General features: G+C 65.9%; 18 protein-coding genes. 16 read left to right on the forward strand and 2 right to left on the reverse strand.

Translation table 11 applies throughout. The features are described 5' to 3' along the window. The first annotated feature begins 10 nt into the window (after positions 1–10). The 3 genes from polA (at position 11) to GO591_RS06770 (ending at position 4,748) form a co-directional block, all read left to right on the forward strand. Complete coding sequence (polA, locus tag GO591_RS06760) at positions 11–2,689, forward strand: DNA polymerase I (protein WP_157156118.1); 2,679 nt, start codon at positions 11–13, stop codon at positions 2,687–2,689. Positions 2,690–2,763: 74 nt separating this feature from the next. Next, entirely contained in the window at positions 2,764–3,033 is a 270-nt protein-coding gene (locus GO591_RS06765; protein WP_157156119.1) for an HPr family phosphocarrier protein, read from the forward strand. 23 nt (positions 3,034–3,056) lie between these two features. Further along, on the forward strand, positions 3,057–4,748 hold the full coding sequence (locus GO591_RS06770; RefSeq protein ID WP_157156120.1) for a DUF885 domain-containing protein: 1,692 nt from the start codon (positions 3,057–3,059) through the stop codon (positions 4,746–4,748). Between the two features lie 26 nt (positions 4,749–4,774). Here GO591_RS06770 and GO591_RS06775 read toward each other — a convergent pair whose 3' ends face one another. Further along, the gene (locus GO591_RS06775; RefSeq protein ID WP_157156121.1) at positions 4,775–5,317 is read right to left on the reverse strand and encodes a TetR/AcrR family transcriptional regulator; all 543 of its coding nucleotides are present in this window, start codon (positions 5,315–5,317) and stop codon (positions 4,775–4,777) included. 75 nt (positions 5,318–5,392) lie between these two features. Here GO591_RS06775 and GO591_RS06780 point away from each other — a divergent pair, with 75 nt between their 5' ends. Together GO591_RS06780 and rpsA are read left to right on the forward strand one after the other, a co-directional pair. After that, positions 5,393–6,298 (forward strand): alpha/beta fold hydrolase, encoded by a 906-nt coding sequence (locus GO591_RS06780; protein ID WP_198295580.1) that lies wholly within the window; start codon positions 5,393–5,395, stop codon positions 6,296–6,298. 156 nt (positions 6,299–6,454) lie between these two features. Next, positions 6,455–7,900: a 30S ribosomal protein S1 gene (gene rpsA / locus GO591_RS06785; RefSeq protein ID WP_157156122.1), complete on the forward strand. Its 1,446-nt coding sequence runs from the start codon at positions 6,455–6,457 to the stop codon at positions 7,898–7,900. A gap of 41 nt (positions 7,901–7,941) precedes the next feature. Here rpsA and GO591_RS06790 read toward each other — a convergent pair whose 3' ends face one another. Further along, the gene (locus GO591_RS06790) at positions 7,942–8,580 is read right to left on the reverse strand and encodes a DUF4126 domain-containing protein (RefSeq protein WP_157156123.1); all 639 of its coding nucleotides are present in this window, start codon (positions 8,578–8,580) and stop codon (positions 7,942–7,944) included. Between the two features lie 81 nt (positions 8,581–8,661). On the opposite strand from GO591_RS06790, the gene coaE reads away from it, so the two are divergent. The 11 genes from coaE to tpiA all read left to right on the forward strand — a co-directional run bounded on the left by coaE (position 8,662) and on the right by tpiA (position 22,800). Then, positions 8,662–9,285 (forward strand): dephospho-CoA kinase, encoded by a 624-nt coding sequence (gene coaE / locus GO591_RS06795; protein WP_157156124.1) that lies wholly within the window; start codon positions 8,662–8,664, stop codon positions 9,283–9,285. A 9-nt stretch (positions 9,286–9,294) separates the two neighbouring features. Then, complete coding sequence (gene uvrB / locus GO591_RS06800) at positions 9,295–11,361, forward strand: excinuclease ABC subunit UvrB (RefSeq protein WP_157156125.1); 2,067 nt, start codon at positions 9,295–9,297, stop codon at positions 11,359–11,361. Between the two features lie 93 nt (positions 11,362–11,454). Further along, positions 11,455–12,186 (forward strand): hemerythrin domain-containing protein, encoded by a 732-nt coding sequence (locus GO591_RS06805; RefSeq protein WP_157156126.1) that lies wholly within the window; start codon positions 11,455–11,457, stop codon positions 12,184–12,186. Between the two features lie 28 nt (positions 12,187–12,214). Further along, positions 12,215–15,106: an excinuclease ABC subunit UvrA gene (uvrA, locus tag GO591_RS06810; RefSeq protein WP_157156127.1), complete on the forward strand. Its 2,892-nt coding sequence runs from the start codon at positions 12,215–12,217 to the stop codon at positions 15,104–15,106. Between the two features lie 13 nt (positions 15,107–15,119). Then, the gene (gene uvrC / locus GO591_RS06815) at positions 15,120–16,994 is read left to right on the forward strand and encodes an excinuclease ABC subunit UvrC (RefSeq protein ID WP_157156128.1); all 1,875 of its coding nucleotides are present in this window, start codon (positions 15,120–15,122) and stop codon (positions 16,992–16,994) included. A 54-nt stretch (positions 16,995–17,048) separates the two neighbouring features. Then, on the forward strand, positions 17,049–17,924 hold the full coding sequence (gene rapZ / locus GO591_RS06820; protein ID WP_157156129.1) for an RNase adapter RapZ: 876 nt from the start codon (positions 17,049–17,051) through the stop codon (positions 17,922–17,924). 42 nt (positions 17,925–17,966) lie between these two features. Continuing rightward, positions 17,967–18,944, forward strand: coding sequence for a DNA-binding protein WhiA (gene whiA / locus GO591_RS06825; protein ID WP_157156130.1), 978 nt, complete (start codon positions 17,967–17,969; stop codon positions 18,942–18,944). A 104-nt stretch (positions 18,945–19,048) separates the two neighbouring features. Next, on the forward strand, positions 19,049–19,675 hold the full coding sequence (locus GO591_RS06830) for a superoxide dismutase (RefSeq protein WP_157156131.1): 627 nt from the start codon (positions 19,049–19,051) through the stop codon (positions 19,673–19,675). 96 nt (positions 19,676–19,771) lie between these two features. Next, positions 19,772–20,776, forward strand: coding sequence for a type I glyceraldehyde-3-phosphate dehydrogenase (gap, locus tag GO591_RS06835; protein ID WP_157156132.1), 1,005 nt, complete (start codon positions 19,772–19,774; stop codon positions 20,774–20,776). A gap of 12 nt (positions 20,777–20,788) precedes the next feature. Further along, the gene (locus GO591_RS06840) at positions 20,789–22,003 is read left to right on the forward strand and encodes a phosphoglycerate kinase (RefSeq protein WP_157156133.1); all 1,215 of its coding nucleotides are present in this window, start codon (positions 20,789–20,791) and stop codon (positions 22,001–22,003) included. Continuing rightward, positions 21,994–22,800, forward strand: coding sequence for a triose-phosphate isomerase (gene tpiA, locus GO591_RS06845; RefSeq protein ID WP_157156134.1), 807 nt, complete (start codon positions 21,994–21,996; stop codon positions 22,798–22,800). The genes GO591_RS06840 and tpiA overlap by 10 nt, the downstream gene beginning before the upstream one ends. Positions 22,801–22,828: the final 28 nt, after the last annotated feature.

Consider the following 22,828-nt stretch of genomic DNA (forward strand, 5'->3'; position numbering starts at 1 on the left):
GCTTGCTGTCGTGTCGGATTCCGAAAAGCCTACCCTCCTGCTCATTGACGGCCATTCGCTCGCATTCCGCGCGTTCTATGCCCTCCCGGTCGACAGTTTTGTGAACCGCGACGGTCAGCACACCAACGCCATCCACGGCTTCATCTCGATGCTGATCCTGCTGCTGCAGAACGAGAAGCCCACCCACCTGGGCGTCGCCTTCGACATCTCGCGGTACTCATTCCGCAACCGCGAATACCCCGAATACAAGGGCACCCGTGGTGAGACGCCCCCCGAGTTCCGCGGTCAGGTGCCGCTGCTCGAAGAGGCCCTCGCCGCGATGAACATCACCACGATCACCAAAGAGGACTACGAGGCTGACGACATCCTCGCCACCCTCGCCACCCGCGGCGCCGCCGACGGCTACAACGTGCTCGTGGTCAGCGGCGACCGCGACACGATCCAGCTGGTGAACGAGAACATCACCCTGCTCTATCCGAACGCGCGTGGCGTCTCCGAGCTCAAACGCTACGACCGCGACGCGGTGATGGAACGCTACGGAATCGAACCGCACCAGTATCCGGATGTCGCCGCCCTCGTCGGCGAGACCAGCGACAACCTGATCGGCGTCGACAAGGTCGGCGAGAAGACCGCCGTGAAGTGGATCAAGCAGTACGGCGGCCTGGACGGCATCCTCGAACACGCCGAAGAGATCAAGGGCGTCGTCGGACAGAACCTGCGCGATCAGAAAGAGAACGCGATCCGCAACCGCCGCCTGAACCGGCTGGTGACCGACGTCGACCTGCCGATCGAGCTGCCCAAGCTCGAGCGGCAAGGGATCAACCCCACGGCGGTCAAGGAGATCTTCGATCGCCTGCAGTTCCGCACGCTGCTGGACCGAGTCATGAAGATCGCCGCCGAGGAAGGCACCAGCGACGAGGTCGCCGAGATCGCCGCCGTGCTGGAGACCCCGGTCGAGCAGACCGCCCCGGTGATCCGCACCCTGGTCGACGAGGAACTCGCCGGCTGGCTGGAGCAGGCCTCCAAGCGCGGCACCGAACCGCTCGCCCTGCACCTCGACACCGGGCCCGGCCATCTGATCGGCTTCGGAATCGCCTCACTCACGGACTCCGCGTACGTGCCGTGGGCCCCCAACCGGCCCGACTACGCCGCGCTCGAGGAATGGCTCGCGAGCGACTCCCCGAAGCACCTGCACAACTCCAAGCAGCAGTTCAAGCTGCTGCAGCGGCTAGGCATCCATCTGGGCGGCATCGCCTTCGACACCGGACTGGCCGGCTGGTTGCTGAAGCCCAGCGGAAAGACCGAATCGCTGGAGACCCAGGTCTATGAGCACCTCGGCGAGACGCTGCCGCAGTCCGACCCCAACCAGCTGCTTCCGGATGTCGAGGCCGTGAGCGCCGCCACCGAGGCCTGGTACGTGCACCGCATCACCAACAAACTCGCCGCCCAGCTCGACGAGGGCTCAAGGCGGGTGCTCGATGAGATTGAGCTGCCGCTGGTGCCGGTGATCGCGGGCATGGAGCTCACCGGCGTGAGTGTCAACGCCGAGGCGCTGGCCGCGCTGAAGGCCGAGCTGGCGACATCCGCCGCAGACCTGGCGAACCGCGCCTACGCCGAGATCGGCCACGAGGTGAACCTCGGCTCGCCCAAGCAGCTTCAGCAGGTGCTGTTCGAGGAGCTCGGGATGCCGAAAACCCGCGCCAACAAGACCGGGTACTCAACGGATGCCGCCTCGCTCGCTGATCTGCAGGAGAAGGCACCGCACCCGTTCCTCGACCTGCTGCTGCAGCACCGCGACGCGTCCAAGCTCGGCCAGATCGTCGAGTCCCTCGAGAAGGGTGTGGCGGACGACGGGCGCATCCACACCACCTACGACCAGACCGGTACCAGCACCGGCCGGATCTCGTCGAACGACCCGAACTTGCAGAACATCCCGATCAAGACCGAGGTGGGCCGCAAGATTCGCTCGTCGATCCGGCACGGCGCCGAGTTCGAGACGCTGCTCACCGCGGACTACTCGCAGATCGAGATGCGGATCATGGCGCACCTGTCGGGCGATGAGGGACTGATCACCGCGTTCAACGCGGGGGAGGACCTGCACCGGTTCGTCGGCGCCCAGGTGTTCGGGGTCGCTCCCGAAGATGTCACCGCGCTCATGCGCACCAAAGTGAAGGCGATGTCGTATGGCCTCGCCTACGGGCTCAGTGCCTTCGGCCTGTCAAAGCAGCTGCGCATTCCGACGGCCGAGGCGAAGCAGCTGATGGCCGGCTACTTCGAACGGTTCGGCGCGGTGCGCGACTACCTGCGCAACGTGGTCGAGCAGGCGCGCCTGGACGGCTACACCGAAACCATCTTCGGCCGCAGGCGACCATTCGGCGACCTGCGCTCACCGAACCGGGTGCTGCGCGAGAACGCCGAGCGGGCCGCGCTGAACGCCCCGATCCAGGGCTCCGCCGCCGACATCATGAAGCGCGCGATGCTCGACATCGCCGCCGACATCGACGGGCAGGACCTCGAATCGCGGATGCTGCTGCAGGTGCACGACGAACTGATCTTCGAGGTCGCACTGGGAGAGCTGGACACCATGACCGGAATCGTCCGCACGCGCATGGGTGGGGCTGCTGAACTCCTGGTCCCGCTGGATGTGCAGGTCGGCACCGGCGAGAACTGGGACGCCGCCGCGCACTGATCCGCCAGCCTCGCGGCGACGGATTCCAGTGCGCTGGCGCTAGCCTTGTGATCGATCCCGATGAGGAGGGTTTCATGCCAGAGCGCACCGTGACCGTCGCTTCCAGCGTCGGTCTGCACGCCCGTCCGGCGTCACTGTTCAGCCAGGCTGCTGCCAGTGCGGGCGTACCCATCACGCTGACCTCACAGTCGGGGCGCAGCGTGAACGCGGCGAGCATTCTCGGTGTGCTCTCGCTCGGGGTCGGTTACGGCGACGAGGTGACGCTCAGCGCGGAAGGCGATGGCGCGGACGCCGCGCTGGACAGCCTGGTCGAACTGCTCAGCAAGGACCTCGACAAGGAGTGACCATGCCTCAGTAGGCTGACGGGATGACCACTCCTGAAACCAGCAATGAGGCAAGGAAGCCCACACCGATCGACGCGATCGCCGAGGACTGGGTGACAACGCTCGCCGACCTCGACCCTGACATCGCGATCTGGATCGGCATCCCGGGCCGGCACGGCGAGTACGCCGACCATTCACCCGCGGGCCACGAGGCGCAGATCGTTGCCGCAAAGCACGTGATCGGCAGGCTCGAGGAAACGCCGACGATCGACTCGGTCGACGAAGTCACCAAGACCGACCTGCTCGCCGACCTGCGGCTGACCGTCGAGGAATCCGACGCCGGGCTCTTCAAGCGTGACGTGAACGTCATCGCCTCACCCGCGCAGGGGCTGCGCGACGTGTTCGACCTGATGCCGCGCGCCACCTCGGACGACTGGGGCACCATCAGCGAGAAGCTGTCGAACCTGCCGGGCGCAATCGATGGTTACATCGAGACACTGCAGCTCGGCATCAAGGACGGTACGACCCCGGCCAAGCGCCAGGTCCGCGAGGTGCTCGAGCAGGCGCGCAAGCATTCCTCCACCGACGGCTTCTTCTACGACTTCACCCGCGGGGCGAGCCTCGAGTCGGGCGAGTCGTTGCCGGCCACGCTCACCGCCGACCTGGAGAAGGGTGCCAAGGCCGCAGCCGAGGCATACGGCAAGCTCGCCGAGTTCTTCGCAAGCGAGTTGGAGCCGGCGGCATCCGACCACGACCCGGTCGGCCGGGAGCTGTACGCGTTGCAGTCCCGCCGGTTCCTCGGCGCCGTGATCGACCTCGATGAGACCTATGAGTGGGGCATCGAAGAACTGCGTCGCATGGTCGAGGAACAGACGGCGATCGCGAACGAGATCAAGCCCGGGGCATCCGTCGAGGAAGCCATCGCGGTGCTCGAAGCCGACCCGGCCCGCAAGCTGCACGGCACCGACGCGTTGCAGAAGTGGATGCAGCAGCTCAGCGACCGCGCGGTCGACGAGTTGTCTCGCTCGCACTTCGACATTCCCGACCCGGTGAAGAAGCTCGAGTGCATGATCGCGCCGACCCAGGAGGGCGGCATCTACTACACCAGCCCGAGCGACGACTTCTCGCGCGCCGGCCGCATGTGGTGGTCAGTGCCCGAGGGCGTCACCGAGTTCGACACCTGGCGTGAGACGACCACGGTCTACCACGAGGGCGTGCCGGGACACCACCTGCAGCTCGGCCAGGCCGTGTACAACCGCGCCATGCTGAACACCTGGCGTCGCCAGCTGGCCGGCACCAGCGGCCACGCCGAAGGCTGGGCGCTCTACGCCGAGCGGCTCATGCAGGACCTCGGCTACCTGGATGACCCGGGCGACCGGCTCGGCATGCTCGACGGACAGCGGATGCGCGCGGCCCGCGTGGTGCTGGACATCGGCGTGCACCTGGGCAAACCGCGTCTCGACGGCCAGGGCGTCTGGGACTACGACTACGCGTTCGAGTTCCTGAAGTCGAACGTGAACATGAACGAGCCGTTCGTGCGCTTCGAAGTGAACCGCTACTTCGGCTGGCCGGGCCAGGCGCCCGCGTACAAGGTCGGTCAGCGCATCTGGGAGCAGATCCGAGACGAGTACAAGCGTCGCGAGGGCGACAGCTTCTCGATCAAGGACTTCCACAAGAAGGCACTCGACCTCGGCGGCGTCGGACTCGACACGCTGAAGTCCGCGCTGCTCAACTAAGGCGCGCGCTTCTTCAGAAGCGCATGTCAGGCGAGCGCGCCACGCACGACGACGTCGATGACCGGCCGGGCGTCGGCGTCGTCGTGGCGCGCCATCCGGTGCAGGATGATCCCTTCTGCGCACGCCATCAGGGCGCGCGCGGCGGTCAACGGATCGCGTGCCCCGAGGCGGGCGAGCGCACCGGTCAGTGCAAGTTCCAGGCCGGCGCGGCCCCGGGAGACGGCAGCGCTGATCTCGGCGTTGTGCACCGCCTCGCCGAATACGGTCAACCGGGCCGCGGTCAAGGTGCGATTCGGCCCGGTGGTGTAGTCGATCATCGCGACCATCTCGTCGACGAACTGGTCGGTGTTCTTCGGCTCAGCCATCGCTCCGACTGCGGGCAGCTCCTTCTGCACGATCCACTCCACGACTCCGGACAGCAGCGCTGCACGGGTGCGGAAGTGATTGGAGGTTGAGCCTCGCGGGAGGGCGGCGCGGTCATCCACTCGAGCGTGGGTCAGCGCGCGGAGGCCTTCCGTGCCCAGCAGCTCGATCGCGGCATCCAGGGCACGCGCTTTGATCGCCGTCATCCAGACACTATATCCACAGTGAAAACACACTATAAACTTAGTGCTTGGGGACTATGAAAGTAGTACCGTGCTGCCATGAACGGCAACAAGCACTCAGCAAGCACCTCTCTCGCGGGCATCCCTGAAGTGGCCGGTGTCACGCACTCGTTCGTGGATCTGCCCGGACTCCGGATGCACGTCGCCGAAGCAGGGGAGGGAGACCCGGTTCTGCTGCTGCACGGCGCCCCGCAGAACTGGTGGGAATGGCACGAGATCATGCCAGAACTCGCGAAGACGCACCGGGTCATCGCCCCCGACCTGCGCGGAGCCGGCTGGACGGATGTCCCACCCCGCGGGTACACGCGCGAACAGCTGCTCGCCGACCTGGTGAATCTGCTGGATGCGCTCCGGCTCGACCGGGTCCAGCTAATCGCGCACGACTGGAGCGCGTTCGTCGGCTTCCAGTTGTGCCTGCGGCATCCGGAGCGGGTTCGAAGTTTCCTGTGCCTGTCGGTGCCCCACATCTACGCCCATGTCCGGCCGACGATGATCGGTGCTGATGGCCTCGGCCTGGAGGCGGCGATGCTCTCAGGGTTCGGCGGTCGAAGCATGAAGAAGAAGGAGCAACGGATTATCCGGCACATGTTCCACCACTTCTCGGCGGACCCGTCGATCTGGACCGAGGACCGCATGGAGCCGTTCCGAATCCCCAACCGGGATCCGAGACACGCCCGTGCGCTCACCTCGCTCTACCGCCATTTCATCGGAATCGAAGCGCTCCGCATCATGTTCGGCAAGTACCGCTCGACGTTCCTGACCACCCCGACGCGACTTCTGATCGGCGCGCAGGATAGGCAGGTTCCGGCCGAGATGCTCGTCGGATACGAGGGTCACGCCGCCGATCTGAGGATTGAACGCCCGGATGGCGCGGCGCACTGGCTCCCTGATGAGCGCCCGGATGCCGTCATCGAGGCCGCCCGCAAACTATTTGCGGTCACCTGACCCCGGTGCGGCCGGTCAGCTTGCCCCCGTTCGGGCCGCGACGATAAGCTAGAGAGTCGCATTTATGCGTTCATCCAATCCGCCTGCCTCTGGCGAATAACAAATGCACCATCTCATCAGGGGCCCGAGCTATGTCCATAACGGAGCACTAACTACATGACAATCGTAACGACCAAGGCACCCAAGCAGGTCGCCATCAACGACATCGGATCTGCTGAAGACTTCCTTGCCGCGGTCGAGAAGACTCTGAAGTTCTTCAACGACGGCGACCTCATCGAGGGAACCGTTGTCAAGATCGACCGTGACGAGGTTCTCCTCGACGTCGGCTACAAGACCGAGGGTGTGATTCCCTCCCGCGAACTTTCCATCAAGCACGATGTTGACCCGAGCGAAGTTGTTCAGGTCGGCGACAGTGTTGAGGCCCTGGTTCTCCAGAAGGAGGACAAGGAAGGCCGTCTCATCCTGTCCAAGAAGCGCGCACAGTACGAGCGCGCCTGGGGCGATGTTGAGAAGATCAAGGAATCGGATGGCGTTGTCACCGGTACCGTGATCGAGGTCGTCAAGGGTGGCCTCATCGTCGACATCGGACTGCGTGGCTTCCTGCCCGCGTCGCTCATCGAGCTGCGCCGTGTCCGCGACCTCACCCCGTACCTGGGTCAGGAGATCGAGGCGAAGATCCTCGAGCTCGACAAGAACCGCAACAACGTCGTGCTGTCGCGCCGCGCCCTGCTTGAGCAGACGCAGTCCGAGAGCCGCACCACATTCCTGAACAACCTGCACAAGGGTCAGGTTCGCAAGGGTGTCGTGTCGTCGATCGTCAACTTCGGTGCGTTCGTCGACCTGGGTGGCGTTGACGGCCTCGTGCACGTCTCCGAGCTCAGCTGGAAGCACATCGAGCACGCCAGCGAGGTTGTCGAGGTCGGCCAGGAGGTCACCGTCGAGATCCTCGAGGTGGACCTGGACCGCGAGCGCGTCTCCCTGTCGCTGAAGGCGACGCAGGAGGACCCGTGGCAGGTCTTCGCCCGCACCCACGCGATCGGTCAGGTCGCACCGGGCAAGGTCACCAAGCTGGTTCCGTTCGGCGCGTTCGTTCGCGTCGCAGACGGCATCGAGGGCCTCGTGCACATCTCGGAGCTCTCGAGCAAGCACGTCGAGCTCGCCGAGCAGGTTGTCTCGGTCGGCGACGAGGTGTTCGTAAAGATCATCGACATCGACTTGGAGCGTCGCCGCATCTCGCTGTCGCTGAAGCAGGCGAACGAGGGCGTCGACCCCGAGGGCACCGAGTTCGACCCGGCGCTGTACGGCATGCTCACCGAGTACGACGAGCAGGGCAACTACAAGTACCCGGAGGGCTTCGACCCCGAGACGAACGAGTGGAAGGAAGGCTTCGACGCCCAGCGCGAGAAGTGGGAGCAGGACTACGCTGCTGCCCAGGCTCGCTGGGAGGCTCACAAGAAGCAGGTCGCCGCATCGCTCGTCGAAGAGGCGAACTTCGTGGCTCCCGCCGCTGGCTCGTTCTCGAGCGAGACCGCCGGTGGCGGCACGCTGGCTGACGACGAGTCGCTGGCTGCTCTGCGCGAGAAGCTCTCGAGCAACAAGTAAGGTCACGCCTCAGGCGAAACCATGTGAAGGCGGTCGGTCCCTCAGGGGCCGGCCGCTTTCGCGTTCGCGGAACCGCCGTCGCGGGCGGTGCTCTGCGGTGCGTTCTTGCGGCGGCGCAGCCTGCGCATGATCAGCGTGAGGAACACAACGCCCGCCGCGACCGTGACGATGACCAGCACCGGTAGCAGGATCGCGAACACGGACATGGCGATGCTCGCGACATCCTCGACCGTGCTCGCGAGCGGAGCGGCAGTGCCAACGCTGGCGGCGTTGATAGCCGGTCGCGTAATCATCTTGCCTGCGTGCACGACCAGGGCCATGGCCGCGCCGAGGGCGATCGGCAGCCATTCGCCGGAGGCGAAGAATCCCTCGGGGTCGGAGACGCGCACCGTCTCCGAGGCGGCCCCACTGCCGAACACAATGCCGCCGGCAGCCGGGCGGATCACCGTTTGAATCCAGTCATTGAAGCTGTCGACGATGGGAATCTTGTCCGCCACAACTTCCACGACCAGCAGGGCGCCGAGGATGACGAGCACCCAGTCATTCGCGAGCCATTCCCAGGCGGTCGGCAGTTGCACGATCCCGAGGAAGCGATCGCCGATCCCGAGCATCAGCAGGGGGATGTACGCGTTGAGACCGGCCGCGACGGCAAGCCCGGTGCCGGTGAGGAACTCAAGCATGGACTGCCTCCGTTCGAGGCGGGTTCGTCGACTGTGTCCGTAATTCTCCACCGCTCGGATTACGGCGGATAGGGTGTGGGGATGCAGCTGATCGGATTGACCGGCGGGATCGCCTCCGGCAAGTCCCTGGTGTCATCCCGGCTCGCCGAGCATGGTGCCATCGTCGTGGATGCGGACCTGCTGGCCCGCGAGGTCGTCGAGCCGGGCACGCCCGCTCTCGAGCGGATCGCGGCCGAATTCGGGGCCGACGTGATCGCCGCCGACGGCAGCCTCGACCGCGCCGCGCTCGGCAACCTGATCTTCGCCGACGCCGAGAAGCGCGCGCTGCTGAACTCGATCACGCACCCGGCCGTGGCCGAGCTGTCGCGCCAGCGCTTCGCCGAGGCCGCCGAGGCGAATCCTGCGGCGATCGTGGTTTACGACGTGCCGCTGCTGGTTGAGGCCGGCCGGAACAGCGACACCCCGTTCGACTTGATCGTCGTGGTGCACGCGGGCACCGAGACCCGCCTGCGCCGACTGATGGAGAAGCGCGGGCTCAACCGCGACGAGGCGATGCACCGGCTGAACTCCCAGGCGAGCGACGCCGAGCGGCTCGCCGTGGCCGATGTGGTCATCGACAACGACGGGGGAGTCGCCGAGACCCTTCAGCAGGTTGACGCGCTGTGGCAGCAGCTCGCTGAGCGGAGTGTCAGCGGTCGAACCTAAGCTGGAGGGATGCAGCCAACGCGTGCCGTTCGACCGTTCGAGGTCATCAGCGAGTACCAGCCGAGCGGCGACCAGCCGACAGCGATCGCCGAGCTCGCGGGCCGGATCAACGCCGGCGAGACGGATGTCGTGCTCCTCGGCGCCACCGGAACCGGAAAGTCGGCGACCACCGCCTGGCTGATCGAACAGGTGCAGCGACCGACACTGGTGCTGGCCCACAACAAGACTCTCGCCGCGCAGCTCGCCAACGAGTTCCGCGAGTTGATGCCGAACAACGCGGTCGAATACTTCGTCAGTTACTACGACTACTACCAGCCTGAGGCGTACGTCCCGCAGACCGACACCTTCATCGAGAAGGACAGTTCGGTGAACGCCGAGGTCGAACGGTTGCGTCACTCGACCACGAACTCGTTGCTCAGCAGACGCGACGTGATCGTGGTCTCCACGGTGTCGTGCATTTACGGTCTTGGCGCCGCCGAAGAGTACCTCGAGGCGATGGTGGCTTTGCAGGTCGGTCAGATGGTGCCCCGCGATCGGCTCATCCGTGACTTCGTGGCCATGCAGTACCAACGCAACGACGTCGACTTCTCCCGCGGCAAGTTCCGCGTGCGCGGCGACACCATCGAGATCATCCCGATGTACGAGGAACACGCGATCCGGATCGAAATGTTCGGAGACGAGATTGAGGCGCTCTACGAACTGCACCCGCTGACCGGTGACGTCATCCGTCGGATGGACGCCGTCTCGGTGTTTCCCGCGACCCACTATGCCGCGAGCGAAACCTCGATCAAACGCGCTATGGGCACCATCAAGGTCGAACTCGCGGAGCGGCTCGCCGAACTGGAACGGCAGGGCAAGCTGCTCGAGGCGCAGCGGCTGCGGATGCGCACCACCTTCGATCTCGAGATGTTGGAGCAGATCGGTTTCTGCAACGGCATCGAGAACTACTCACGCCACATCGACGGGCGCGCCCCGGGGGAGGCGCCGCACTGCCTGCTCGACTACTTCCCGGACGACTTCCTGGTCGTGATCGATGAGTCGCACGTGACCGTCCCGCAGATCGGTGCGATGTACGAGGGGGATGCCTCCCGGAAACGCACCCTAGTCGAGCACGGCTTCCGGCTGCCCAGCGCGATGGACAACCGGCCGCTGAAGTGGGAGGAGTTCCTCGACCGCGTCGGCCAGAAGGTGTACCTGTCGGCCACCCCGGGCAAGTACGAACTCGGCATCACCGACAGCATCGTCGAGCAGATCATCCGCCCGACCGGCCTGGTCGATCCCGAGATCGTGGTGAAGCCCTCGAAGGGGCAGATCGACGACCTGCTCGAAGAGATCCGGCTCCGGGTCGAGCGCGACGAACGCGTGCTGGTGACCACTCTCACCAAGAAGATGGCCGAGGAACTCACCGACTTCCTCGGCGAACACGGCGTCCGGGTGCGCTACCTGCACTCCGATGTCGACACCTTGCGCCGGGTGGAACTGCTGACCGAATTGCGGCAGGGGGTTTACGACGTGCTCGTCGGCATCAACCTGCTGCGTGAGGGTCTCGACCTGCCCGAAGTGTCGCTGGTGGCCATTTTGGACGCGGACAAGGAAGGCTTCCTGCGCAGCTCGACCTCGCTCATTCAGACCATCGGCCGAGCCGCGCGTAACGTCTCCGGCCAGGTGCACATGTACGCCGACGTGCTCACCGACTCGATGAAGCAGGCGATCGAGGAAACCACCCGTCGCCGCGAGCGGCAGGTCGAATACAACACCATCAACGGCATCGATCCGCAGCCCCTGCGCAAGCGGATCGCCGACATCACCGATGTGCTCGCCCGCGAAGAGGCCGACACCGCTGAGCTGCTCGCCGCCCGCGGTGGGCGCAAGCGGTCGCCGACGCCCGCCCTCAGCAAGGGCGGGTACGCAGAGTCCGGTTCCGCCCAACTGGAAAGCATCATCGCCGACCTCAACGACCAGATGCTGGCCGCTGCTGGCGAGCTCAAGTTCGAGCTGGCCGCCCGGTTGCGGGACGAACTTTCCGACCTGAAGAAGGATCTGCGCCAGATGCAGGAGGCCGGCCACGCGCGCTGAGGCGGCAGCGCTGCCTAGCGCCGGGCAGGGGTCTATCCCGCGACCGTGAGCGGCGAGTAGCATTCGGTGCACTTCCCGAACGGAGACGTGCGCATGGCTGCGACCCGACTGCCAAGTACCGGTAACGACGAGTTCCCCGACGGCGGTGAACCCGGCTGCAACACCGATGACCTCCGGATCGTCCACAGCCTGTTGCGCGAGCTGTATACCGAAGGCCCGCAACTGGTCCGTGCCGTCCCAGACGGCAACCTCGAACGCACGCGCTTCGTCGCCGACCACGTCGCCGACATCTCCAACGGACTGCACCTGCACCACGTCGGCGAGGACAAGGTGCTCTGGCGGCGCCTGGAGACCCGGGCACCGTCCTGCGCGGTGCACGTCGCCCAGATGCGAGAGCAGCATGCTGCGGTCGCCGACCTGCTCGAACGGCTGAACGAACAGCTGCCGCGCTGGCGGGCCAGCGGCTCGGCGGAGGATGCCGAACGGGTGGCGGACGCACTCGACGACGTCCGCACGGCGCTGCTGCCGCACCTCGGATTGGAGGAGGAGAAGATCGCCCCGGTGGCGGCAACCGCGCTGTCGCAACAGGAATGGAACCAGATGGCTGAGCACGGCATGGCCGCGCTCCCGAAGAACCGGCTGCTGCTGCAGCTCGGCGCCATCCTGAACAGTTTCCCGCCGGAAGAACGCGAACGCTGGTTCAAGGAAAGCGTGCCAACCCCGGCCAGGATGCTTTATCGATTGCTCGGCAGACGGCAGTATGACCGCTACCAGGAGGAGTTGCACCGCGATGTCGCCGGAGGCGGGACGTCGCGGTCAGATTAATGTCAGTGGCGACCCATACCATTGACTGGTGTCGATTTCGCCTGTCCAGAGTTTGTCCAAACTGAGCGTCCGCGGTGCGCGGGTGCACAACCTGCGCAACGTCGACCTTGAGATTCCGCGGGACTCGCTCGTCGTTTTCACCGGGCTGTCCGGGTCGGGTAAATCGTCGCTCGCGTTCGACACCATCTTCGCGGAGGGCCAGCGCCGCTACGTCGAGTCGCTGTCGGCGTATGCGCGCCAGTTCCTCGGCCAGGTCGACCGGCCCGACGTCGACTTCATCGAGGGCCTCAGTCCCGCGGTGTCCATCGACCAGAAGTCGACCAACCGCAACCCACGGTCGACGGTCGGCACCATCACCGAGATCTACGACTACATGCGTCTGCTGTGGGCGCGGATCGGTGTCCCGCACTGCCCTGACTGCGGCGCGAAGATCGCCCGGCAGAGCGTGCAGCAGATCGCCGACCAGCTGATGACCCTGGAGAAGGGCACCCGCTTCCAGGTGCTCAGCCCGGTGGTCGTGCAGAAGAAGGGCGAGTTCGTCGACCTGTTCAAGGAACTCTCCTCGAGCGGCTACTCGCGCGCCCTGGTCGACGGCGAACAGATCCAGCTCGCCGAGCCGCCGAAGCTGAAGAAGCAGCTCAAGCACGACATCGCCGTGGTCATCGACCGACTGGTAGCCGCACCCGACATGCTGTCGCGGCTCACGGACTCGCTCGAGACCGCTCTCGGCCTCACCGACGGCGTCGTCAGCATCAACTACGTCGACGAAGCGGGCGACGGCGCCTGGCAGTCGTTCAGCGAGAAGCTGTCCTGCCCGAACGGCCACCCGGTGCAGCTCACCGAGATCGAACCGCGGACATTCTCGTTCAACGCCCCGTTCGGCGCCTGCCCGGAGTGCTCCGGACTCGGCACCCGGATGTCGGTCGACTCCGACCTGCTCGTCGGAGACCCCTCCCTGAGTCTCGCCGAAGGCGTCATCCTGCCCTGGGCGCAACAGGGCAAGGGCATGTACAACTACTTCCAGAAGCTGCTCGAGGCGCTCTCGGCCGACCTGGACTTCTCGCTGGATGCCCCATGGAAGAGCCTGTCGAAGGATGTGCGGGAAGCCATCCTCGGCGGCAACGACTTCACCGTGAAGGTGCGCTGGAAGAACCGCTACGGCCGCGAGATCAAGTACACCACCGGCTTCGAGGGAGTCATCCCGTACATCGAGCGCAAGTTCGCCGAGGCCGAGACCGACGTGCAGCGCGCCCGCTTCGCCAGCTACCTGCGCGAGGTTCCCTGCATGGTCTGCGATGGCAAGCGGCTGAAGCCCGAAGTGCTCGCAGTGCTCGTCGACGAGCACAGCATCTCTGATGCCGCGTCGCTCAGCCTGGTCGATGCCTACGACATGATGCAGCGGATGGAGCTCACCGAGCGCGAGGCGAAGATCGCCGCGCAGGTGCTGCGGGAGATCCGCGTCCGGCTGGAGTTCCTGATCGAGGTGGGCCTCGGTTACCTCGACCTGGCCCGTGCGGCGGCCACCCTGTCCGGCGGTGAGGCGCAGCGCATCCGGCTGGCCACGCAGATCGGTTCCGGCCTGACCGGCGTGCTCTACGTGCTGGATGAGCCGTCGATCGGCCTGCACCAGCGCGACAACCGCCGCCTGATCGAGACCCTGGTCAAGCTCAAGAACCTCGGGAACACGCTGATCGTCGTCGAGCACGACGAGGACACCATCCGCACCGCCGACTGGATCGTCGACATCGGGCCTGGCGCTGGCGAGCACGGCGGCATGGTCGTGCACTCCGGTGACTACGAGACCCTGCTCGCGAATGAGTACTCGGTCACCGGCGACTACCTGAGCGGCCGCCGCGAGATCGAGACGCCCAGCACCCGCCGACCGATCGACCCGAAGCGCAAGCTCACCGTCACCGGCGCCCGCGAGAACAACCTGAAGAACGTCAGCGTCGACTTCCCGCTCGGCGTGTTCGTCGCGGTCACCGGGGTCAGCGGCTCGGGCAAGTCGTCGCTGGTGAACGACATCCTGTACAAGGTTCTCGCGAACGAACTCAACGGCGCCCGGCAGATCCCCGGCAAGCACACCCGGGTGACCGGACTGGACACCCTCGACAAGGTCGTGCACGTCGACCAGGCTCCGATCGGCCGCACCCCGCGGTCGAACCCAGCGACCTACACGGGCGTGTTCGACCGGATCCGCAACCTGTTCGCCGAGACCATCGAAGCGAAAGCCCGCGGCTACCTGCCCGGCCGGTTCAGCTTCAACGTCAAGGGCGGCCGTTGCGAGAACTGCAGCGGCGACGGCACCATCAAGATCGAGATGAACTTTTTGCCCGACGTCTACGTCGCGTGCGAGATCTGCGCGGGAGCCCGGTACAACCGCGACACCCTGTCGGTGCACTACAAGGGCAAGAACATCGCCGAGGTGCTCGACATGCCGATCAGCGAGGCGGCCGAGTTCTTCGAGCCGATCAAGATGATCCACCGCTACCTGCAGACCCTCGTGGATGTCGGCCTCGGCTACGTGCGGCTCGGCCAGAGCGCGACCACCCTGTCCGGCGGTGAGGCCCAGCGGGTCAAGCTCGCCACCGAACTGCAGAAGCGCCACAACGGCCGCACCGTCTACGTGCTTGACGAGCCGACCACTGGCCTGCACTTCGAGGATGTCCGCAAGCTGCTGCTGGTGCTGAACAGCCTCGTCGAGAAGGGCAACACGGTGATCGTGATCGAGCACAACCTCGACGTGATCAAGTCCGCCGACTGGGTGATCGACCTCGGCCCCGAGGGCGGCGCCGGCGGTGGCCAGGTCATCGCGACCGGCACACCCGAGAAGGTGGCCAGGTCCCGGTCCAGCCACACCGGACTGTATCTGCGCGAACTGCTGGCGGCGAACGCCGATCGGCAGAGCGTCGCGGGATAGTATTCCGCGAAGAATGGCAACCGTAAGTTACCGCCCGAAGGCGGGGGAGATCCCGACCGCGCCGGGGGTGTACCGCTTCCGTGACGCGAACCGTCGGGTGCTCTACGTCGGCAAGGCGAAGAACCTGCGGGCGCGCCTGTCGAACTACTTCGCGCCGCTGCCGACCCTGCACGAGCGGACCCGCCGGATGGTCACGACCGCGGCATCCGTCGAATGGACCGTCGTCGGCTCGGACATCGAAGCGCTGCAACTCGAATACACCTGGATCAAGGAATTCGAACCGCCGTTCAACATCAAGTTCCGGGACGACAAGACCTACCCGTACCTGGCGCTGACCATGGCCGACGAGGCCCCCCGGGTGATCGTCACCCGCAACCACAAGATCAAGGGGGCCCGCTACTTCGGCCCCTACCCCAAGGTCTGGGCGGTGCGCGAGACCATCGACCAGATGATCAAGGCGTTCCCAATCCGCACCTGCTCCGACTCCAGTTACAAGCGGGCGATGCAATCCGGCCGGCCCTGCTTTCCGGGGCAGATCGGCCGCTGCGGCGGACCCTGCTCCGGCAAGGTGACGATCGAGGAGCACCGCAAGATCGTCGACGAGTTCGCCGCGTTCATGGCCAGCCACGACCGCAGCGTGATCAACGGCTTCACCAAGGCGATGAGGATCGCGTCCGAGCAGCAGGACTACGAGCAGGCCGCGAAGCTCCGAGATCGCGTCCTCGCCCTGGAAGCGGTGCTGGAGAAGAGCGCCGTGGTGCTGCCCGAGAACGTCGACTGCGACCTGTTCGGCATGGAGCACGACGAACTCGCGGCGGCCGTGCAGCAATTCGTGGTCCGTCGCGGCCGGATCCGCGGTGTGCGCAGCTGGGTCGTCGACAAGGAGATCGATGTCGAGCTTGGCGAGCTGATCGACTCCGTGCTGCAGAGCGCCTACGGCGAGGACCGGCCGCCGCGCGAGGTGATCGTGCCCGAACTGCCCGAGGACACCAGCGAACTCGAACTCTGGCTGGCCGAGAAGCGCGGCACCGGCAAGGTGCACCTCAAGCGGGCGCTGCGCGGCGACAAGGCCGCCCTGATGCAGACCGCGACGCTGAACGCCAAGCACGCCCTGAACCTGTACAAGACCCGCCGCTCGGGCGACTTCGTTGCCCGCTCGCAGGCGCTCGCTGACATCCAGGACGCCCTGGGCCTCGCCGATGCGCCACTGCGGATGGAGTGCTACGACGTTTCCCACCTGTCCGGGACCAATATCGTCGCGTCGATGGTGGTCTTCGAAGACGGGCTGCCGCGCAAGAACCAGTACCGCCGATTCAGCATCCCCGAGTACGCCGACGACACCGAGGCGCTGTACCAGGTGCTGCGTCGGCGGCTCGCCTACCTCGAGGGCGATGAGGCGGAAGCCGAGGGGGAGGGTGAAACGGATGCCGCGCTCGGCGCCGCTCCGAAGAAATTCTCCTACCGGCCGAACCTGCTTGTCGTCGACGGTGGTGTCCCGCAGGTGCAAGCCGCCGCCCGCGCCCTCGCCGATTCGGGTGTGCAGGGCATCGAGATCTGCGGCATCGCGAAGCGGCTCGAAGAGATCTGGCTGCCCGATGGTGACTTCCCTGTCATCCTGCCGCGCAACAGCGAGGCGCTGTTCATGTTCCAGCGTCTGCGTGACGAGGCACACCGCTTCGCCATCACCTACCAGCGTCAGAAGCGCAGCCGCGACATCAATTCGGTGCTGTCCACCGTGCCCGGCCTGGGACCATCCCGGGTGAAGCAACTGCTCAAGCACTTCGGCTCGGTGAGCCGGCTGCGCGAGGCGGACGCCGAGGCGATCGCCGAGGTCAAGGGGATCGGTCCGTCGCTTGCGGCGAGCATTGTGACCACTCTGCGGGGCTAACCCGCCCTCGCCGGGCCGATAGGCTTGGGGGACGATCGGCAAGAACGAGGGAACATGACCGGCACGGGCGACCAGCAGGAGCTGCTGATCGTGACCGGCATGTCCGGAGCAGGACGATCGACGGTCGCCAACTCGCTCGAAGACCTCGGCTGGTACGTCGTTGACAACCTGCCGCCGATGATGCTGAAGCCCCTCACCGAGCTCGGTGAGAAGGCCAGCCGCGCGTTCCCGCGGATCGCCGCTGTCGTCGACGTGCGTGGTGGCCGACTGTTCAGCGACCTGCTCCACGCGGTGCGCAGCATGCGCGAATCCGCGAACGTGCGGATGGTGTTCCTCGAAGCCACCGACGCCGTGCTGGTGCGCCGATTCGAGCAGGTGCGCAGGCCGCACCCCTTGCAGGGCGACGGCACCCTGCTGGACGGCATCGCGGCCGAACGCGAGCTGCTGATCGAACTGCGCGCCAACAGCGACATCATCATCGACACTTCCGACCTGAACGTGCACCAGCTGGCAAGCGTCGTCCAGGAGAAGTTCGCGGCCGAGGAAACTCCCGGCGTGAGCGTCACCGTGCTCAGCTTCGGATTCAAGTACGGACTGCCGGCCGACGCCGACCTGGTCGCCGACGCACGCTTCCTGCCGAACCCGTTCTGGGTGCCCGAATTAAGGCCTCTGACCGGCCAATCTTCCGATGTCGCCGAGTACGTACTCGGACAGGACGGCGCAGAGGAATTCATCGCCCGCTACGCCTCAGCCCTCGAGCCGGTCCTCGCCGGCTACCAGCGCGAGAACAAGAGACACGCTACGATCGCCATTGGGTGCACGGGAGGTAAGCACCGCTCCGTGGCCATCGCCGAGGAACTGGCGACCGTGCTCCGCGGGCTCCCGGGTGTCGCCGTCAGTGTCAAGCACCGCGACCTCGGACGCGAGTAGTCCCGAAAGACTTACGAACCCGAACAAAGCAAAGGAATACCAGTGGCTCTAACCGCCGACGTTAAAGACGAACTCATCAAGGTCGAGGCGGGCAAGACCACGGTTCGGGCGGCGGAACTGGCGACTATCCTTCGGTTTTCCGGGGGGTTGCATGTGATCTCCGCCCGCATCGCGGTCGAATCCGAGCTCGACAGCGCACCGCTCGCGCGTCGGGTCCGCAAAGACCTGGCCGAGCTGTACGGGGTGCGCAGCGAACTGTCGGTGATCGCCGCATCCGGCCTCCGCCGCACCAGCAACTACCTGGTCCGGGTGCTCGACGGGGGAGAGACGCTCGCCAGGCAGACCGGGCTGCTGGATGCCCGTCGCCGGCCCATCCGCGGGCTGCCGAACAAGCTCACCACCGGTGGCCCCGAGGTTCTTGCGGCCATCTGGCGAGGCGCGTTCCTCGCGGGCGGCACGCTCACCGACCCGGGCCGTTCGGCCGCGTTGGAGATCACCTGTCCCGGCAGTGAGGCTGCGATGGCGCTGGTTGGCGCGGCCGGCCGGCTGAACGTCTCAGCCAAGGCGCGCGAGGTGCGCGGCGTGCACCGCGTCGTCGTGCGTGACGGCGAGGCCATCGGCACCATGCTCCGACTGATCGGCGCCAGCGCGAGCGTTGCCTCGTGGGAAGAGATGCGGCAGCGGCGCGAGGTCCGGGCAACCGCGAACCGTCTGGTCAACTTCGACGACGCGAACCTGCGCCGCTCCGCCCAGGCTGCCGTGGCCGCCTGCGCGCGCGTGGAGCGGGCGATGGAGATCCTCGGCGAGGACATCCCGGACCACCTGCGCTACGCGGGAGAGCTGCGGCTCAGGCACCGGGATGCCAGCCTCGATGAGCTCGGCCACAACGCGGAACCGCCGATGACGAAGGACGCGGTTGCCGGACGCATCCGCCGTCTGCTCGCGATGGCCGACAAGCGCGCGGCTGAAACCGGCGTTCCCGGCACCGACGCGGGCCTGCCCGGAGAACTTGAGAGCTGACTGGGAACATTCTGAACGCGCTGGGGTTGTCCTAAGTAGACTGAATCAGTCGCCCGGCGCAAGCTCCGATTGCGGCCGGGTCAAACCTCGCTAGGAGAAAACCAATGGCTGAATACACCCTGCCGGAGCTTGCCTACGATTACTCGGCTCTCGAGCCGAGCATCAGCGGCACCATCATGGAGTTGCACCACTCGAAGCACCACGCGACCTACGTCGCCGGCGCCAACACCGCTCTCGAGAAGCTTGCAGAAGCTCGTGACAAGAACGACTTCACGAACGTCAACAAGCTCGAGAAGGACCTCGCGTTCAACCTCGGTGGTCACGTGAACCACTCGATTTTCTGGACCAACATGTCCCCGAACGGTGGCGACAAGCCGACCGGCGAGCTGGCCTCGGCGATCGACGACCAGTTCGGCAGCTTCGATAAGTTCCAGGGCCACTTCACGGCGACCGCACTCGGTGTGCAGGGCTCCGGCTGGGCTGTCCTCGCGTGGGACGCCATCGGCCAGCGTCTGGTCGTTCTGCAGTTCTTCGACCAGCAGGCCAACTTCCCGGCCGGCACCATCCCGCTGCTGATGCTGGACGTCTGGGAGCACGCCTATTACCTCGACTACAAGAACGTCCGCGCCGACTACGTGAAGGCGTTCTGGAACATCGTCGACTGGGCGAACGTCCAGCAGCGCTTCAGCACGGCTCGTGAGAAGACGAACGGCCTGCTGATACTCTCGTAACGGCATCGCGGCTGGGCCGCGCATGCGACCCAGCCGCTCCGCTATTAGTTGCCCAACCACCCCTGCGCCTCGGCGCTTGAAGCAACAGGAGAATCAATGTCCGTCAAGATCGGCATTAACGGATTCGGCCGGATCGGCCGAAACTACTTCCGTGCCGCCCTGGCCAAGGGAAGCGACCTCGAGATCGTCGCCGTCAACGACCTCACCGACAACAAGGCGCTCGCTCACCTGCTCAAGTACGACTCCATCACCGGACGTCTCGACGCCACCGTCGAGCGAGAGGGTGACCAGATCATCGTCAACGGCAAGGCCATCAAGGTCCTCGAAGAGCGCGACCCTGCCGCTCTCGCCTGGGGCGACCTCGGTGTCGACATCGTCGTGGAGTCCACCGGCCGGTTCACCAAGGCCGACGACGCCCGCAAGCACATCCAGGCCGGCGCCAAGAAGGTCCTGATCTCGGCTCCCGCCACCGGCGAGGACGCCACCTTCGTGATGGGCGTGAACCACGAGTCGTACGACCCGGCCAGCCACCACATCATCTCCAACGCGTCCTGCACGACCAACTGCCTCGCGCCGCTAGCCAAGGTCTTCAACGACAACTTCGGTATCGAACGTGGCCTGATGACCACCGTGCACGCGTACACCGCAGACCAGAACCTGCAGGACGGCCCGCACAAGGACCTGCGCCGCGCACGCGCCGCCGCGATGAACATCGTCCCGACCTCCACCGGCGCAGCCAAGGCGATCGGCCTGGTCATGCCCGAGCTGGTCGGCAAGCTCGACGGCTTCGCGCTGCGCGTTCCGGTTCCCACCGGTTCGATCACCGACCTCACCGTGACCGCCTCGCGCCCGGTGACCGCCGACGAGATCAAGGCCGCCTACAAGGAAGCCGCCGAAGGCAAGTTGAAGGGTATCCTCAAGTACACCGAAGACGAGATCGTCTCCAGCGACATCGTCTCCGACCCGCACTCGTCGATCTTCGACTCCGGCCTGCTCCGCGTGATCGGAGACCAGGTCAAGCTGTCGAGCTGGTACGACAACGAGTGGGGATACTCCAACCGTCTCGTCGACCTGACCGAGTACGTCGCCGACCGTCTGTAAGGAAACCGCTCCGTGGCATTGCGCACGATCGAGAGCCTCGGCTCTTTGACCGGGAAGACCGTCCTGCTGCGATGCGACTTGAACGTTCCGCTGAACGACGGGGTCATCACCGATGACGGACGCATTCGTGCGTCCGTCCCCACGGTGACTGACCTCGTCCAGGCGGGCGCCAACGTCGTCATCGTCTCTCACCTCGGCCGCCCGGATGGTGCGCCCGACCCGAAGTACAGCCTCGCCCCGGTCGCGCAGCGACTCGGCGAGCTGCTGGACAGCCCGGTCGCCTTCGCCACTGATACTGTCGGCGCCGCTGCTCGCGCCGTGGTCGACGGCTTGACCGGCGGCCAGGTCGCCCTGCTGGAGAACCTGCGGTTCAATCCGGGGGAGACCAGCAAAGACGATGCGGAACGCCGCGCCTTCGCCGAACAACTCGCCGCATTCGGTGACGCGTTCGTCTCGGACGGCTTCGGTGTCGTCCACCGCAAGCAGGCGAGCGTCTACGAACTGGCGTCCCTGCTGCCGAGCGCTGCCGGGCGACTGATCGCATCGGAGCTCGAAGTGCTGGACCGGCTCACCGAGAACCCGGAACGGCCGTACGCGGTCGTCCTCGGCGGCTCCAAGGTGAGCGACAAGCTCGGCGTCATCGGGCACCTGCTGCCGCGGGTCGACTCGCTGCTGATCGGCGGCGGGATGCTCTTCACCTTCCTCGCCGCGCTCGGCCACAAGGTCGCCTCGAGCCTGCTCGAAGCCGACCAGATCGACACCGTCAAGGGATACATGGCCGAGGCCGAACGCCGCGGCGTCCAGCTCGTGCTGCCCACCGATGTCGTCGTGGCCTCGAAGTTCGGCGAGGACGCGGAGCACGTGATCGCCGCCGCGGATGCCATCGAGGACACTCCGTTCGGTTCCTCCGGTCTCGGGCTCGACATCGGCCCCGAGACATCCGCCCGCTTCGCCGACGTGATCCGTTCGTCGAAGACCGTGTTCTGGAACGGCCCGATGGGCGTTTTCGAACTCTCGCCGTTCGCGGCCGGTACCAAGACCATCGCCGCCGCGCTCACCGAGGTCGATGGTCTCGGTGTGGTTGGCGGGGGAGACTCCGCCGCCGCGGTGCGCGCACTCGGCTTCGCGGATGACCAGTTCGGTCACATCTCGACTGGCGGCGGTGCCAGCCTCGAGTTCCTTGAAGGTAAGAAACTTCCCGGACTGGAGGTCCTCGGATGGCAGTGAACAGCCGTGTCCCGCTCATCGCGGGCAACTGGAAAATGAATCTCGACCACCTGCAAGCGATCGCATTCGTGCAGAAGCTCGCCTGGAGTCTCAAGGACGCCCGTCACGACTTCGGCGCTGTCGAGGTCGCGGTGTTCCCGCCGTTCACCGACCTGCGCAGCGTGCAGACTCTGATCTCGGCCGACAAGCTCAAGCTGGGCTTCGGTGCGCAGGATGTCAGCCAGCACGACTCCGGCGCCTACACCGGTGAGGTGGCAGCATCCTTCCTCAAGGCGTTGCAGGCCGACTACGTGATCATCGGACACTCCGAGCGGCGCCAGTACCACGCCGAGACCGACGAGGTCGTGGCAGCGAAGACCGCCGCAGCGTTGAAGAACGGCGTCACCCCGGTGATCTGCGTCGGCGAGACCGCCGAAGACCTGGAACAGCACGGCCCGAGCGCGGTCCCGGTCGCCCAGTTGCGCGGCGCGCTCGCGCAGGCTGGAAAGGCGACCGACATCGTCGTCGCCTACGAGCCGGTCTGGGCGATCGGCTCCGGCCAGGCAGCCACGCCGGAGCAGGCCCAGCAGGTCTGCCAGGCGCTGCGTGCGGTCGTAGCGGAGGTGCTCGGTGACGAGGTTGCCGAGGCTACCCGCATCCTGTACGGCGGCTCCGTCAAGGCGTCCAACATCGCCGGTTTCATGCGGCAGCCGGACGTCGATGGTGCTCTCGTCGGCGGTGCGAGCCTGGATGTTACGGAGTTCACGAGTATCGTTCGTTTCAAGCAGCACGTCGGGCTGTACGCCCGCTTATACTAGTTGGCGGTTCACAACCGTCTGAAAGGCA

Origin of the sequence: Diaminobutyricimonas sp. LJ205, assembly GCF_009755725.1 — a bacterium.
Taxonomy (GTDB): domain Bacteria; phylum Actinomycetota; class Actinomycetes; order Actinomycetales; family Microbacteriaceae; genus Ruicaihuangia.

Excerpts from the sequence above, each read along its gene's own strand:
- GO591_RS06765 (WP_157156119.1), top strand. The coding sequence starts at position 2,764 with ATGCCAGAGCGCACCGTGACCGTCGCTTCCAGCGTCGGTCTGCACGCC.
- GO591_RS06770 (WP_157156120.1), top strand. The coding sequence starts at position 3,057 with ATGACCACTCCTGAAACCAGCAATGAGGCAAGGAAGCCCACACCGATC.
- GO591_RS06775 (WP_157156121.1), bottom strand. The coding sequence starts at position 5,317 with ATGACGGCGATCAAAGCGCGTGCCCTGGATGCCGCGATCGAGCTGCTG.
- GO591_RS06780 (WP_198295580.1), top strand. The coding sequence starts at position 5,393 with ATGAACGGCAACAAGCACTCAGCAAGCACCTCTCTCGCGGGCATCCCT.
- rpsA (WP_157156122.1), top strand. The coding sequence starts at position 6,455 with ATGACAATCGTAACGACCAAGGCACCCAAGCAGGTCGCCATCAACGAC.
- GO591_RS06790 (WP_157156123.1), bottom strand. The coding sequence starts at position 8,580 with ATGCTTGAGTTCCTCACCGGCACCGGGCTTGCCGTCGCGGCCGGTCTC.
- coaE (WP_157156124.1), top strand. The coding sequence starts at position 8,662 with ATGCAGCTGATCGGATTGACCGGCGGGATCGCCTCCGGCAAGTCCCTG.
- uvrB (WP_157156125.1), top strand. The coding sequence starts at position 9,295 with ATGCAGCCAACGCGTGCCGTTCGACCGTTCGAGGTCATCAGCGAGTAC.
- GO591_RS06805 (WP_157156126.1), top strand. The coding sequence starts at position 11,455 with ATGGCTGCGACCCGACTGCCAAGTACCGGTAACGACGAGTTCCCCGAC.
- uvrC (WP_157156128.1), top strand. The coding sequence starts at position 15,120 with ATGGCAACCGTAAGTTACCGCCCGAAGGCGGGGGAGATCCCGACCGCG.
- rapZ (WP_157156129.1), top strand. The coding sequence starts at position 17,049 with ATGACCGGCACGGGCGACCAGCAGGAGCTGCTGATCGTGACCGGCATG.
- GO591_RS06830 (WP_157156131.1), top strand. The coding sequence starts at position 19,049 with ATGGCTGAATACACCCTGCCGGAGCTTGCCTACGATTACTCGGCTCTC.
- gap (WP_157156132.1), top strand. The coding sequence starts at position 19,772 with ATGTCCGTCAAGATCGGCATTAACGGATTCGGCCGGATCGGCCGAAAC.
- tpiA (WP_157156134.1), top strand. The coding sequence starts at position 21,994 with ATGGCAGTGAACAGCCGTGTCCCGCTCATCGCGGGCAACTGGAAAATG.